9 protein-coding genes are annotated in these 15109 nt (G+C 43.4%); 3 read left to right on the forward strand and 6 right to left on the reverse strand.

Annotated features, from left to right (window positions below; translation table 11 throughout):
- Positions 1–323 precede the first annotated feature (323 nt).
- On the forward strand, positions 324–2291 hold the full coding sequence (locus tag DESYODRAFT_RS11550) for an endonuclease MutS2 (RefSeq protein ID WP_007783181.1): 1968 nt from the start codon (positions 324–326) through the stop codon (positions 2289–2291).
- A gap of 88 nt (positions 2292–2379) precedes the next feature.
- Here the strand turns inward: DESYODRAFT_RS11550 and DESYODRAFT_RS26635 are convergent, their stop codons facing one another.
- The 5 genes from DESYODRAFT_RS26635 to DESYODRAFT_RS11575 form a co-directional block, all read right to left on the reverse strand.
- Positions 2380–4413 (reverse strand): methyl-accepting chemotaxis protein, encoded by a 2034-nt coding sequence (locus tag DESYODRAFT_RS26635; protein ID WP_007783183.1) that lies wholly within the window; start codon positions 4411–4413, stop codon positions 2380–2382.
- A 126-nt stretch (positions 4414–4539) separates the two neighbouring features.
- Positions 4540–5763, reverse strand: coding sequence for an EAL and HDOD domain-containing protein (locus DESYODRAFT_RS11560; RefSeq protein WP_007783185.1), 1224 nt, complete (start codon positions 5761–5763; stop codon positions 4540–4542).
- 415 nt (positions 5764–6178) lie between these two features.
- Entirely contained in the window at positions 6179–7330 is a 1152-nt protein-coding gene (locus DESYODRAFT_RS11565; RefSeq protein WP_007783186.1) for a sensor histidine kinase, read from the reverse strand.
- 2 nt (positions 7331–7332) lie between these two features.
- Positions 7333–7953 (reverse strand): response regulator, encoded by a 621-nt coding sequence (locus DESYODRAFT_RS11570; protein WP_007783188.1) that lies wholly within the window; start codon positions 7951–7953, stop codon positions 7333–7335.
- Positions 7954–8199: 246 nt separating this feature from the next.
- Complete coding sequence (locus DESYODRAFT_RS11575; protein WP_007783190.1) at positions 8200–11163, reverse strand: FAD-binding and (Fe-S)-binding domain-containing protein; 2964 nt, start codon at positions 11161–11163, stop codon at positions 8200–8202.
- A gap of 385 nt (positions 11164–11548) precedes the next feature.
- On the opposite strand from DESYODRAFT_RS11575, the gene DESYODRAFT_RS11580 reads away from it, so the two are divergent.
- Both DESYODRAFT_RS11580 and DESYODRAFT_RS11585 read left to right on the forward strand, forming a co-directional pair.
- Entirely contained in the window at positions 11549–11926 is a 378-nt protein-coding gene (locus DESYODRAFT_RS11580; protein ID WP_007783192.1) for a BlaI/MecI/CopY family transcriptional regulator, read from the forward strand.
- 2 nt (positions 11927–11928) lie between these two features.
- Positions 11929–14217: a M56 family metallopeptidase gene (locus DESYODRAFT_RS11585; RefSeq protein WP_007783194.1), complete on the forward strand. Its 2289-nt coding sequence runs from the start codon at positions 11929–11931 to the stop codon at positions 14215–14217.
- 153 nt (positions 14218–14370) lie between these two features.
- On the opposite strand, the gene DESYODRAFT_RS11590 is transcribed toward DESYODRAFT_RS11585, so the two are convergent.
- The gene (locus DESYODRAFT_RS11590) at positions 14371–14928 is read right to left on the reverse strand and encodes a hypothetical protein (RefSeq protein ID WP_007783196.1); all 558 of its coding nucleotides are present in this window, start codon (positions 14926–14928) and stop codon (positions 14371–14373) included.
- Positions 14929–15109: the final 181 nt, after the last annotated feature.

Below are 15109 nucleotides of genomic sequence, written 5' to 3' on the forward strand. Positions count from 1 at the left end.
CTGCTTTTTTAAGTGTGCCTTTCTGAAAGCGCAGGGTTTGCGCTTTTGGATAACGCCTTACAGATTACTTCCTACAATAACCATTTGAGTTATAGCAGTGTCAACCTTTGTCGATAAGCTCAACAAAGCTGACATTGAAACTATGGCGATTATTATCGTATAGTTTTGTAGAGTGTAACAGGCATGTCCTGTTGCACTCTATTTACGTTTCTCAATAGCGTTATGCCCACAGGAGTATTCTGCGTATTTTTGGGAATTAAATGATCCTAAAAATAAGGTAATCTCTCTTGTGGGCATTTTCATTGTGATAAGGAGGATTTTTAATGAACGCCAATAATACACTGGAATTTAATACTATACTTGAAACTTTAGCCCAACACGCACTTTCTCAAAAGGCAACCGAAAAATTGCTCTCACTAAAGCCATTTTTAAGTGAGCGGGAGTGCAAATCCAAAATGCAGGAAACGACGGAAGCGCGCAAAATTTTAGAGGGTATAGGCACACCGCCCCTAGCCTCAATGAAAGAGCTTGATAAGATTTTGGATCTGACTGTGAAGGGCTCTATGCTGACCCCTGAACAGCTCACAAGTATCTGTGGTTTTATTTCTTCCTGCAAAAGAATGAAGAACTATCTTAAAAAGGCTGAAGCCTTCAATGCGGAGATAGGTTTTTATGGTCATTCGTTTAGTTCGCTTGATAGGCTTTTTGAGGAAATTGAGCGCTGTATCAGAAATGAAGCGGTTGACGATAGTGCTTCTCCTGTCCTGCGTGATCTGCGCAGAAAAATAGAGAACACTAAATCTGCTGTCAAAATGAAGCTTGATGATATACTGCGCAGTAAGAAGGAATGGTTCACAGATGGATATGTCACTATCCGTAATGGCCGGTTTGTATTGCCGGTTAAAAAGGGCTATAAAAATCAGTTAAGCGGAACAGTTATTGATACTTCAAGCACAGGCGGGACCTGTTTTATGGAGCCTACAGCCGTGAGAAAGCTGCAGGAGGAACTGGAGATTTTACAAATTGCTGAAGATAATGAAATTAGAAAAGTTTTGTATACCCTTACCGCACTTGTCGATGAGCATATGAATGAGTTGAGAATAAACAAGGACTGCATGGAAACCTTGGACTTTATATTTGCCAAGGCCAAACTGTCTATAGAGATGAAAGCAGTTCCTGTGTCCATTACAACGGAACGAAAAATCATCATCAAGCAGGGAAGACACCCTTTATTGAAGCCGGACCTATGCGTTCCGCTTGATTTTGAAATCAGAGGGGATCTAGGTGACGACGCTATTAATGGTGTTGTGATTACCGGGCCAAATACAGGCGGAAAAACCGTTGCCTTAAAAACCATTGGCTTACTGTCACTTATGGCCCAAAGCGGGCTTCATGTTCCTGTGTCCCCTGGCAGCGTATTTTGTATGCACAATAGTATTTTCTGCGATATCGGTGATGGGCAAAGTATTTCCGAAAATCTATCCACATTTTCATCCCATATCAAAACTATTGTAGCTATTCTAAAACACGTATCAAAGGAAAGTCTTGTTTTGCTGGATGAATTAGGCTCCGGTACAGATCCTGCCGAGGGAATGGGACTGGCAATTGCCATTTTAGCTGAATTAAATCAGAGGGGCTGTCTTTTTGTTGCCACCACCCATTACCCGGAAATAAAGGATTTTGCCAAGAACACAAAAGGACTTATGAATGCCCGAATGGAGTTTGACCGCGAAAACTTACAGCCTTTATACAAGCTGCAAATTGGCGAGGCCGGAGAAAGCTGTGCCTTATATATTGCCCAAAGATTAGGATTTCCGGGGCATATGCTGAAGAGAGCAGAAAAGGAAGCCTATGGCAGCAGATGCGCTGTGTCTGGAGACAGACCCGCTATGCTGTTTGATGAGGATAACATTAATGAGGAGGTTAACACTAATGCAGACACTGTTTACAACAGCAAAATTCAAAAAGACGTTCCCAAGAAAAAGTCACCCTCACGGAGCGAAAGCTTTAATATAGGCGACAGTGTAAGGGTTTACCCCCAAAAAACCCTGGGTATTATTTATAAGAGGACCAATGAAAAAGGCGAGCTGGGAGTGCAGATAAAAGATAAGAAGCAGCTTATCAATCACAAGCGGATTAAGCTTTTTATTCCTGCAAGCGAACTTTATCCTGAGGATTATGATTTTTCGATTATTTTTGATACGGTGGCAAACCGCAAGGCAAGACATCAATTAGAAAAAGGGCATGATGTAGTGATAGAATATGAGGAGGATTTAACCTTTAATGATTAATGAAGGAGCCGTTGCCGGGACCATGGGACTCGAAATTCTTTTTTTCTGAATTGGAATGAGCTTTTAGCCAGAGGTTGGGGGCGGAAAATTAAAACTGGTACTGTTTAAGATTTCCCTCAAGCTGGTTGGATAATTGAGCTAAAGATTCAATAGAGGAAGCGATTTCCTGCATGCCGGCCGATTGCTCTTCAGTGGCGGCAGAGATACTCTGACTGCTGGCGGCAGTTTCGCGGGAGATTCCTCGTATTTCTTCCATAGAAACAATCATATGGCTGCTGGAGGCTGAAAGTCGCTGGACGGTTGCTGAAATTCCTTGAACAGCTTGGTTGACATTGTCTATCTGGCCTTGGATTCTTTTGAACGATTCACCGGCGGCTAAAACAACCTCCTGTCCGCTGGAAACCTCTTGGGCACTCGTATCCATTTTTTTAATGGCGTAATTTGTTTGGGATTGAACATCTCCGATGATCCGGGCGATAGTGTTGGTAGATTCTTTAGATTGCTCGGCAAGTTTCCTGACTTCATCCGCTACGACGGAGAAACCACGTCCTTGCTCTCCTGCCCGTGCAGCTTCGATGGCGGCATTCAGGGCAAGAAGATTAGTCTGGGAAGCAATGCCGGAAATAGTCTCAATTATCTGGCTGATTTGATCAGAATAAGTGCCAAGGCCTCGAATAACCTGAGCAGTATCCTGAACAATGGTGTTGATATTGGTGATGGAATCCACCGCGCTGTGGATGGACTTCCCGCCGTCGGCTGCTACTGCGGCTGATTCATTGGCCAGCAAGGCTACCTCGGAAGCCTTGCTGGCGATCTCGTTGATTTCATCGCCGATTTCCTTAACTATTTCCACAGTATTATCGATAGTTTTGGCCTGAGCCATTGTTCCTGAGGCAACTTCGGCGACCGTTTGAGCTATTTGAGTTGCGCCTTGAGCAGACTGCTCGGCACTAATTTCGAGGACCTCACTTGAGGAGGCAATATTGGTTGCGGCTTGTCCGATTTGCTGCATGGTCGATTTAAGCATTATTGCCATATTTTTAAAGGCTTTCTGAAGCTGAGCGACCTCATCCTGCCCCTTCACAATAATATTTTTTTCCTCGGTAAAATCGCCGGAGGCAATAATATTAGCCTGCCTGGCAATGTTTTGGATAGGATCGACAATAAATTTGGCAGTTGCCATGGCGATGATGGCACTTAGAAATGAAGTTATCAAGATGATAATAAGAGTCGAATTCCGTTCTTTTCTAATAGGTTCCATTGCCTGGTCATAGTTCAGAGAGCTGACAACCCCAAACGAAGTCCCTGGAACATTTGTATAGGCAGCAATAGTTTTTAGACCATTAAAGCTATAGATTTGGGTGCCTGAGTGGCCTGAAACGGCCTCTTTAGCCATTGTTTGCTGTTCAGGAGGGATTTTTGATTTGTCTTTTTCATCGGGGTTAATGATTTTTAGTAAGCCTACATAGTCTGTGATGGGATGAGCAAACACCAGCCCGTCTTTAGCATCGAAAGCAAAGGAATAATTACTGTCGTTCTTTTTCGTGCCGTCAATAATACTTTGCAGTTTATCGACATTGAGAGAGATGCCCAGGTATCTCTCTGGCGCACCAGGAACTTTGATGGGAGTTGCAATCATGATGGATGGCTTATTGGTAGATTGGGAGATCAGGATCTCCCGAGAAATGACCGTTTGCTTCATTTTTTTAACCTCTTGCATATATTCTCTGCTGGCAAGGGAGGTAATATCCCCTTTTTCATTAAGCCTGCTCAAAGATGCGTCGCAAAGAAAAACCGTTGAAAAGATCTGGTTTTGTTCTTTGATTGAAAGAAGTGCGTTCACTATTGTGGCATTGTCGCTAGATATAAAAGCCGTGTTATTTGCCGCTGTCTCCAGGGCCGATACAGTTCGGACTATTTCAGTTTCTAATTTTGAGGCTGTCAATACAGCAATATTTAAGCGTTCTTCCTGCGCGGTTGTTTCGATTTCCCGTATTCTGATAGTATAGTCATACACTTTTATTGCTGTAATTGATAAGACGATGAGCAGTACTATCAGCAAAAACATCTTTAAGCGGATATTGAGAAAGTTTGCACGTTTAATGCTTCTTTTAAGATTCATAAGTATAGTCATCCTCCTCTGGGTGATATGGCTCCCGGCATTTGCCGGGGCAGTTGGGACAGGGTCTATAATTTCCTGAGTTCCCGATGTTGCGTGATGACAGATAATTGTTGGGCAGTAAAACCCCTAATTCAGCTCAACATTATTTGTCCAAACAACCGCCTTAAAATAGGCTTCGGCAACATCCTCAACGTTAATGGCATACCTATCCGCATAATCAAAAATCGTATCCCATTTGCCTTTTTCATAGGCTAAGACTAATTTGTAGCAGGCTGACATTTTTCCTTCAGCATAGTTCCCTGAAAGTACCCGTACCACCTCATCCGATACGGGCAATTCCGGCAGAAGGAGCTCCATTGGACAGCCGGCTAAAACATCAATCATGGACAAAATACCTAAAGTAAAAAATTCCATTTCTTGCCCAGTCAGGCTTAACTTCCGGCAGAGAAGTTCCAGAGTTTTGGCACGCTGGGCAGAAAGATTCACAATCGTATCCTGGCCGTTGCCGCCAATTTTGCGGAGCACCGTTATAAAGGCCCATTTTTTTAGTTCATCCAGACCAATTCGAATCGCCGCCTGCCTAATTGACGAGATGCTCTGGCCCCGATAATAATAAGCGGTATTGGCAATTCGCAAAATTTCATAAGAAAAAGAGACATCTTTTTCAATAATTCGCGAGATATCTTCAAATTTAGGATCTTTACTTTCCAGCAAATTAATTAATTTGAGATGGTTTACCTTGGCCGGCGGGATTCTTGTCGAAGAGGTTATGACAGGTTTGGAAAAATAATACCCTTGAAAGAGTGTATAGCCAGCTTTAACCGCGCTCTGAAAATCGGCATAACTTTCGACTTTTTCGGCAAGGAACCGGACCCTCTTATTTTGCAATTGCTTGACAACATAGCTCCGATCATGATCCGTTTTAGTTAACATAAAATCGACTTTAATAATATCGGCTAATTCAATCAATGGTTCATACTTTAGATTGAACACAAAATCGTCCAGAGCAATGGTATATCCTTCTGCTTTAAGATGTTGGCAAGCGGCTATGATGTCCATACTTGGCTCGACGTTTTCCAGTACCTCTACAACTATTTGTTCCCTGGGAAACAAGGTTGCCACTCCATGCAAAAGCATGGTTTCCGTAAAGTTGATAAAGGCCTTTTTCTGATTCGATAGTTCACTGACCCCCATCGACAAGAAGCTGGCTGCCATCACATTGGAAGTAGCGACATCACCATTATCACAGCTATAAGCGTTGCCTTTCCCTTCTTCTCGGCATAGAAACTCATACCCAAACAATTGATGATTAAGGTTAAGAATCGGTTGGCGGGCAAACATCAAGGTCATAAAAATTCCCCCTTCAGCCACAGATTGTTTTTTCCAGTCCTTCATTGCCTAAAACTAGTGAGAGAAATAACTCCAACTGCTATATTCAATTCGTGTACAAAAATAAAAAACCAACAATTATAAGTTAATTGTTGGCAGGGGATAATGCTTTAAAACCTCTAAGGCTTGTGGTAAGAAATTTATGATTATAGTTCTTGCAATCTCAGCATTTGCTATGGAAATATACCATTTTATTTTCCCCTTGCCGAAGCTAATTATATCTCACAGAGATGAAGGGTGAAAATCGAACAAGGGTTATTATCAAGAATCATCCTGTTGTTCATCTATAACCTGAATCAGTTTATCTGCAGGTTCCATAGATTCTCTGGATCTTTTACGGTTATTCTTTACGTTGGAATTTATATCCAATCTAAGTTCATTGTTTGCGGATGGGTACCCCAAAAACAAAGGTCGTTCCTTGATTTGAAGAGAAATAAACATAGCCTTGCAAATATTTTTCCCCGAGAAGTTTCATGCTGTAGGTTCCGATTCCACGCCCGCTACCTTTGTTGGAATAGGAGCGTTTGAAAATTTGCAGTTGAACCTCTCGCGGTATGGCTTGGGGATTAGTCACGCTGAATTCAACATAGTCGTCCTTTTTTTCAACTGCTATGGTTACCGTATCGGTATCCTCATCGGAAGCTTCAATGGCGTTTTTTAACATATTGTTAACAATACGTCTTACCAAAATAATATCACTTTCCAGGATGACATCTTCAGAGCAGGCGATCTCTATGGGACAAAGCGCTGTGTCATAGTTTTGATAAAACTCAACCAGCTTGGCAACCAAACCTTTTGCCGAAAAACTTGACAGATTCAGTTTGAGTTCTCCATTTTCAGCGGCTATCAGATCTCTTTGACTATTGATTTCATCAATGAGAATATCAACGGCTTCAGTGGCGTGAGTCGATAATTCCTGAACTTCGTTCAAGTTTGGTGATTCTTTCATTATCTGAACAAACCCTTTGACAGCCCCCGACGTATTCAGCAGGTCGTGAAAGAATACCTGTTCGAACACCTGTCGTCTTTTCTCTTCGCTGATATCTCTGACGATGAGGAGTGTATACTCGCCATTGATAACTCCGGCAGGAGCAGCATAAACCGACAGTTCAAAGCTTTTTGTATCGCCGGCGCTTCCTGCAGAAAGAAGGCATTCTTTGGCGACAGGGGCTTTCGTCTGCTGTGATTCCAGGATTGCCAGGACAGCTCCACAAACACTGCAGCATTCCGTGGTTCCACAGCCCCCTGGGGTCTCGTGAGAATGAACACAGTTTAAGATCTCTCCGGGGCGCAGACCTATTAGATTCTCTTGTGATGTAATTCCCAAGGTCTCAAATAAAACATGGTTTGAATAGATGATTTGTCGTTCTTTGTTCAAAACAAGGATAATATAAGGAAGGATATTAAAGAGGTCAGGAATCAAAGCTTGTTGTTTTATTTGTTCTGCTTGTCCCAAGATTAGGTCATCAGCTAAACGGGCAGCAGGTGCAAATTGGGTTTCAGGGTTGTCATTTATTAAATAAGTCATTTTTAGATCAAATCCCTTACCTTAAAAACTTCAGAGGCTTGCATAAATTTTTCCGCGTAGTCTTTATTTCCGATTGAATAATAGGCCTCGCTTAATAATCGATATATTTCCGGGTTCGCAGGATCCTCAGAAAGTGCTTGTTTCAGATATATTAAAGCTGCCGCTGGATTATCGCATTCCAAATCTCTTTTGACGACTTGAAAATCCTCTTGATTTTCAATAACAGGGTCAGGAATAAAGTTTGTTTTCACCGTGCTGCCGGATATTTTTTGCTCGATTTCAAGCACTAGTTCCCTAAACCTAGCTAAGGTGAAGGGCTTCTGAAGATAAGCGACGGCACCCATTTGAGTACATTCCACTGCATTTTTTACAGTGGCATATGCTGTAGTTATGACAACGGGGGCCTTAATACCCTGTTGCGTTAGCCATTTAAAGACTTCTGTCCCACTCATATAAGGCATTTTTATATCTAAAAATATGATATGATAGTTCTCAGCTTTCAGTAGGTCCATGGCCTGTTTGCCGTTTCCGGCGCTTTTGACCAGATAGCCTTCAGATTCCAAGCATTTAGATAAAAATAGCCTATTTGATTTGGTATCGTCAACCACTAGGGCTTTCTTCAATGTTTCCCCCTCCTGAAGAAATTTAGCTTCAAATTATTGGCTAATCATTGTGTTTTCTTCATTATTTGGAAACTATTATATAGAGAGAAGCATGAAATATCAACTCCAAAGAATACATCTTGGCAAGCATTAATGACAGTCATAGAGCCCTTTTTGTGGCCGTGCAACGCTTGGAGCAACACGGCGCTGTTTATCCTGTCAAAAGTACATTAGCCCGGAGATTTTGTCTCCGGGCTAATGCTATTACTAAAGCGGCAGCGCCGATGAAGCACGATCCACCAGATACATCAGCGACTGATAGCTGATTCCGCTGTGGAGGGAAAGTCCGATCTCACAGGTTCTGCTGTTGGAATAACCTGAAGTGCACTCCTTGGGGAGGGAGGGTTTGAGTCCGGCCAAGGCGGAATGATTTAGCTCAGGGAAGGAAAAGCCCCGATCCCCGGCAAAGCCGCAGCAGTGGACATCATCAGGCATAATCACCTTTTCCGCACAGGATTCGGCCAGAGCTTTAAACTTATCGCTGATCTGCATCTTAACGGAACTGCAGGTCACGTGCACAGCCACCGTTTCCGGAACCTGTCTGAACTTTAAACGTTCCATCAAGAAATCGTGGGTGAACTCCACGGGTTCATAAAGCTTAACTCCGGACTTAAAGGCCCGCCTCATGCGATAGAGACAAGGGCTGGTATCGCAGAGGATAGGATATTTGCCATAGTCGCTGGCCTTGAGGAGCACCTTTTCCAGTTCGTCACTTTTCTCATCGGCTATCTGAAAGAAGCCTTTACTTTCCCAGGGCATACCGCAACATAAGTTAGACATGTTCGGCGGGACGATGACTTCATAGCCGGCTTTGGCTAAGATGGACAGCATCACTTCATGGAGAGGCCTTTGATCCTTGTCCTGACGAGCAGGTCCCATAGAGCGGCTGATACAACTGGGGAAATAGACCACCTTCAAGGGTTCTGTCCCTGGGGAAGGGGCTTTCTCCGAAGCCAAAGGTCCCGCTGCGGAACCGGATCTCGCCCGGGGAGCAGACCCCCGGCCAGGCATCCAGGGGTTCCAGAGGGGAATCTGGTTCTTCGTTACCCGGTGGGCCTTAGAAGCAAGTTTATCCATCACCCGGGTACCCAGGACTGAATGAGCAGCATTCACTGCCCCCAGTCCAAAGCGCATAAAGGTCGTTACCCCATTCATATTTTTGGCCAGACGTTGGGCAAGGAAGTTAGTGGTGGGAGTAATGGCCCGGGAACGCAGATATTTGGAATTGTCGCCGGTATTAATGGAGAGGGGACAGGCTTTGGCACAGAGTCCATCCGTAGCACAGGTGGCATTTCCTGCATAGTCATAATCTTTTAGCAAGCGCATTAACCGCTGCAGATCTTTGCCCGTTCTTTTTAGGTAGGAAATTTCCCGCTGCAGAATAATCCGCATCCGTGGGGTTGTGGTCAGATTTTTGGAAGGACAAATATCCTGGCAGAAGCCGCAGTTGGTACACCGGTCGATAGTTTCATGAGACTGGGGCATCATTTTTAAGTCTTCAAGATAAACATTTTTGTTGTCATTGATAATAACCCCGGGATTTAACAGACCATGGGGATCAAAGGCGGATTTAATCCGTCTCATCAGCTGATAGGCTTTACTTCCCCATTCCAGTTCGACGAAGGGAGCCATATTCCGTCCGGTTCCATGTTCAGCTTTCAGTGAACCATTGTATTTCTTAACAACCAGTTCATTAACTTCCTTCATCAGTCCCGAATACTGATTGATTTCTTCCTCGGTCTCAAACTTCTGGGTAAAGATAAAGTGCCAGTTTCCATCTAAAGCATGTCCATAGATAATAGCATCGTGGTAACCGAATTTATTAAGGATGGAGCGCAGATCGATGGTGGCCTCTGCTAATCGTTCCAAGGGAAAGGCCACATCTTCGATAATCACGGCAGTCCCTTGTTCCCGGATTCCGCCCACGGCCGGAAAAATTCCTTTGCGAATTTTCCAGTAAGTTTCATACTCGGATTTTACGGAGGTAAAATCGATGGGTAAAACCGTCGGTACGCTCTCCAGCTGTAATTTAACATCTTGAATCCGTTGTTCCAGAAGCTCCCGGTTTTCGGCCCTGACCTCCACCAGGAGTGCTGTTGCTGTTTCTGAGAGAGTTTTTAGATAAGCGGGCATCCCGGGCTCGTCTTCCATGGTCTTAAGGGAAACCCGGTCCATCATTTCCGCAGCGGATACTAAATCCCGGTTAAGCTTCATAACGGCGCGGCAGGCATGGTCCATATCAGGATAAATGATTAAGGCCGAGGCTTTATGGTCGTGTTCAATGACCGTTTTATAGGTGATCCGCGAGATAAACCCTAAAGTCCCTTCCGAACCGATCAGGACATGCTTGATAATTTCAAGGGGATCCTCAAAGTCCACAAAGGCATTGATACTATAGCCTGTCGTATTCTTGATTTTATACTTCTTTTTGATCAGTGCGGTAAGCTCCGGATCGGCCTTAAGCTCGTCCCGAATCAGCTCGACTTGGCGGATAAGATCCGGCTTGCTTTGCAAAAAATCACGGCAAGAGGCAGGATTTGCTGTGTCAAGCAGGGTTCCGTCATCGAAAATAATTTGCATATCTTGCACAGTTTTATAGCTGTTATCGGCAGTACCGCAGCACATACCACTGGCATTGTTGGCTGCGATCCCCCCAATCATGCAGTGATCAATGGAGGCCGGGTCCGGTCCGATTTTGCGGCGGTAAGATCTTAAGTAGCGGTTGGCCTCGACGCCCAGGATACCTGGTTCCAGGGAGATGGCCTTGCCGTCTTCATGAACCTCATAGTGCCGCCATGCTCCCTGGACCACCAGCAGGACAGAATCCGTCAAAGCCTGCCCCGATAAACTGGTCCCGGCACAGCGGAAGGTAACCGGTGTATGTAGAGTTTGCGCAATTTTTAAAATCGCCGACATTTCTTCATTATTGACGACTTTAACCACGACCTTCGGGATTAAGCGATAAAAGCTGGCATCAATGCCATAGCCTAAGGTGAAAAAGGGGTCGATAAAGACCCGTTGGAGAGGAAGGAAACGGGTTACTTCCCTGTAGAAATCTTGATAAACTTTAGGCAGTGAGGGCAAATCTTTAGTTTTTTGGGCCAGATTACGCGGGTCTTTGGGATTCAAAGGATAAAAGAGTGGTTGTGTACCGCTACGCCAATGAGTCAAATTGATCACGTCCTTTCTTGTACTGTCAGAAAGTATAAAACTTACGTTATTATACTGCAAGAAGGTTTAACCCGTGCGAAGACAGTGTCTTCGTCCAAGCATAAGTGCAACTAAGGCTGCCGCCGCGCCTGCGGCTTAGCGCCAGCCAAGTTTTCTTTAAAGGGTTATGCTTTAGTCTTTGCGGAGTTAAGATGTATGATTCCCGATTATAATTGTTATTGTGGTAATATTCAATCGTATATTAGTTTGGAGAGATTATAAACTAATATACGATTTGCTTTTGTTATTTAAGATCCTTTTTCAGAGCTGGTTTTTGTTTGACAAATACTATTACATCTGTAATAATAATTACAAACGTAATCATATTTACATAAAGGAGAACAATATGTCTGAAATACCGAAGATATCTGAGGCGGAGTGGGAAGTAATGAAGATAGTCTGGCTAAAGTCTTCCCCCTGTACAGCAAACGAGATTGTGGATGCTTTAACCGGCGTAGCAGATTGGAAGCCAAATACGATTAAAACCTTAATCAATAGGCTGGTCAAGAAAAAGGCTTTGGGATATAAGGAAGAAGGCCGGCAATATCGTTACTATCCCTTGGTCGATCAGGCTGAGTGCATTAAGTCAGAGACCAATTCCTTTGTGAAACGGATGTTTGGCGGAACCCTTCAACCTATGTTGGTGGCTTTTCTTAAGGAGGAAAAACTTTCTCAAGACGAAATTGAAGAACTAAAACGGATCATTGAGGAAAGGAAGGGGTAACCTTGCCCTCAGGACACATCGATTATCTGCGTCTTTTTGATTGGGTCTGGCAGACTTCGGCAAAGGCAAGCCTATTAATTGTCCTCTTGTTATTAGTGAAATTTGTGCTTAAGCATAAAATCAGCGGGCGGGTACATTATTTATTATGGTCGATTGTGTTGGTCAGTCTTCTGTTGCCTTGGGCACCTCAAAGTTCATTTAGTCTCTACAACCTTTCTAATTTAGAGATGCCGCGAACCAGTTCTTTGCCTAAAAATACAGAAGTGTTTTCACATCCTGGCGCAAAGAATGACGGATTATTTTCTGAAGAAACGGACTACCGGTCAGATCAGACTGCCGGATTTCAGAACGCGGATACAACGAATACATTAGCTAATAAGAATAAATCACCTGATATAATTGCCGCCCCCATGTTTATCCATAAACTGTTTTGCTTTGTATGGCTTATAGGGATTATGGTTTTTATTGCGGCGACTGGATTGGTCAACAGACGATTTAAGCATAGTATACAAGATCGGGCTGTGCTTGATGAAAAGCTGCTGGGGGCCTTTGCAGAGGTTAAAACCAAACTGCATATTAAGGCTAAGGTCTCTTTGGTTCAAACCGGGGCAATAACCAGTCCATTACTTTATGGACTGTTCTGTCCGAAGGTGTTGATACCAACAGGTTTTTCGGAAGAGTTTAACCAGGAGCAAATTAAGTATGTTTTTGTGCACGAATTATTACATTTAAAGCGAAAAGATATAGCAGTGAATTGGTTGGCCCAGGGATTGCTTATTATCCATTGGTTTAATCCAATACTTTGGTACGCATTTTATAAACTGCGGGAAGACCAGGAAATCGCATGTGATGCGATAACCCTTGAACATATTGGGGGCGCTTCAGTTAAGGAGTACGCCTACACACTCATTAAGCTGGCAGAGAAGAACATGAAACTCCCGGGAATTGTTAGCTTAGCAAATTTGTCGGGTACAAGCTCACAAATAAGGAGGAGAATCCGGATGATAAAAGACTATGGAAAAATACCTTTAAGGTGGGCGGTCTTAGCTGTTGGAGTTGTCGTTGCTTTGTCAATTGCAACAATGACCAACGCCAAAGCAACGACGGCTGATGTCTCTGAGGTTGACCAGAGTTACAGCCCGGTTGTTTCAGCTAACTCTTTGGAACCGATCCAGCTTAATCAGGACCTAGTGGAATATGCCAGAACGAACTATCAAGGCGGATATGACTATTCTACAGAGAAAGATATTGCCAGCAGTACCTATGGCTGGATGCTTGGCGGCCTTGACCGGGCACCTGATAAAGATGGAGTGGCTGAAAAGAAGCAACAAGCGGAAGGATACCTGCCCGTCAAACCGATCTTTGTTAAATCCTATGACGGAGCCTTTTTAGACGATTATTATATTGTTCCCTATCTCCAGGGAGAAAGGTTTGTCGGAGCCAGTGTTGTATGTCCTGTTGTCAATGAACGTGTTGAAATGATTAATGGAGTTACCTTTTCGCCGCGTGAAAAGCTATTGGAGATTGATGCTGATGAGGCAATGAAAATTCTTAAACAAGAAAAAGGAATTGAAAAACCTCCGTCGCCCAGGCTTATTTTTCATAGTGTACTGAATGAATCCAGTCCATTCCCATCAGATTATAGTCTATTGCCGTCCTATAACGAACCAAGTATGCTGACACCTTATTCTATCCTCCAACCCTCCTGGGAATTTGTTTTAACCGATAAGACCAGATTATATGTTAATCAAGCGGGCCAGGTATTTAATGACACCAACGTAGTTCCCTGGTATGAGACCTATGTTCCTCCTGAATATAATCCACAGGCGGTGCGAATTGAACCTGACAAATTGATACGGGATGATGGCTGGACTTTAACTGTCAGCGAAGTGTGGCCCTTAAGCACTTCTAACGGAGGGTGGGGGTATAATCCCTATGATGAAACTAAACCTGACAAATACTACGCGGTTTCCCTTACCTTAGAGAATATTCAGGGAAACGATCAAGTGTTTATTCCTAAAGGCAGAGTCGTAGGGACAGTTGGCAGCAGCGGCAAGGTATATAGTGCCCAACAGCTTTCGTTTGATAGTTGGTATATTCAAAACCTGCGCGGCCTGCAGCTGATGGCCAAAAAGGATGGCAGAACTATTGAACCCGGTATCTTTAAAGCCAGCCTTGCGCCTATGCAGGTTGATCCAAGCGAACAGAAATTGACGAAGATTATTTATCAAGATGAGCACGGAAACAAATTTGAGATACCTATTCAGATTCCTGAATCTAAGCCGAAATAAACCTGATGCGGAGAAAGTAAACCAATGACATGCAGAAGTTATAGAGTAATGGTGGAGATGAGTGTATCTGAGGAAAAAGGCAGATATGGACCCTTTGTAATAAGTGACGCCCCGATGCAGGGGCGTCAAATTGTCCGATCTCTTGTTTGGGAACTAGTTCCTCCCGTCGGGAATAGAAGAGGGTACAAGACAGTGAGAAGGATTTTGTTTATATTTCAGGAAGCCGCCTACTCCCAGAAGCTCAGCATATTGAGCGAATTTCAAAAATGCCAGGTTAGTCCAAATATAGCCAAAATTATTAAATGATCCACTGGCCAGGAACTGCACATTCATAAACATTGCCAGAAGAGCAAACCAGACTATCCGGAACCCCAGCAGCATTGATAGGCCCACTAATAGTTCAATAATGACGACTAAGGTATCTGTCAATCCTGGAGTGCCCAGAAAAATAGTTTGTGCAACCCAAGAAAATCCTTTGTTAATGTAAAGAGGATCAAAATTAGATACATTTGGACCTGCTATATTAGTAATGAGACTTTCAATTCTCCCGGCTGAATTAAGTTTGCCATCAGAAAACCAACCTAACTTGTGGGAAGCAGATTCTACCCACGACCATCCATAAATTACTCTGGCTGCAGTGAAGATGATCACTAAAAAGGCCACTTTCCGATCCCTAAAGAGTGTTTTTACAGCTTCAAAATAGGATGTCATAAAATCCCCTCCTCTAATATTTGTATGGTTGACACTGTAAATTATTAAGTCTACCGGATTCGGCATAAAATGGTTTGTTATACGAGAGAAACTAAAATAAATAGATGCTAAGATAATAATGTTAATGTTGTAATAATTATAAACTAGAATATAGTATAAGTAAAGAAAATTTTAACAAAAT

Source organism: Desulfosporosinus youngiae DSM 17734, assembly GCF_000244895.1.
Taxonomy (GTDB): domain Bacteria; phylum Bacillota; class Desulfitobacteriia; order Desulfitobacteriales; family Desulfitobacteriaceae; genus Desulfosporosinus; species Desulfosporosinus youngiae.

What these genes read in the sequence shown, in the direction of transcription:
- DESYODRAFT_RS11550 (WP_007783181.1), top strand. Translation starts at nt 324, where the DNA reads ATGAACGCCAATAATACACTGGAATTTAATACTATACTTGAAACTTTA.
- DESYODRAFT_RS11565 (WP_007783186.1), bottom strand. Translation starts at nt 7,330, where the DNA reads ATGACTTATTTAATAAATGACAACCCTGAAACCCAATTTGCACCTGCT.
- DESYODRAFT_RS11590 (WP_007783196.1), bottom strand. Translation starts at nt 14,928, where the DNA reads ATGACATCCTATTTTGAAGCTGTAAAAACACTCTTTAGGGATCGGAAA.
- DESYODRAFT_RS11580 (WP_007783192.1), top strand. Translation starts at nt 11,549, where the DNA reads ATGTCTGAAATACCGAAGATATCTGAGGCGGAGTGGGAAGTAATGAAG.
- DESYODRAFT_RS11560 (WP_007783185.1), bottom strand. Translation starts at nt 5,763, where the DNA reads ATGACCTTGATGTTTGCCCGCCAACCGATTCTTAACCTTAATCATCAA.
- DESYODRAFT_RS26635 (WP_007783183.1), bottom strand. Translation starts at nt 4,413, where the DNA reads ATGAATCTTAAAAGAAGCATTAAACGTGCAAACTTTCTCAATATCCGC.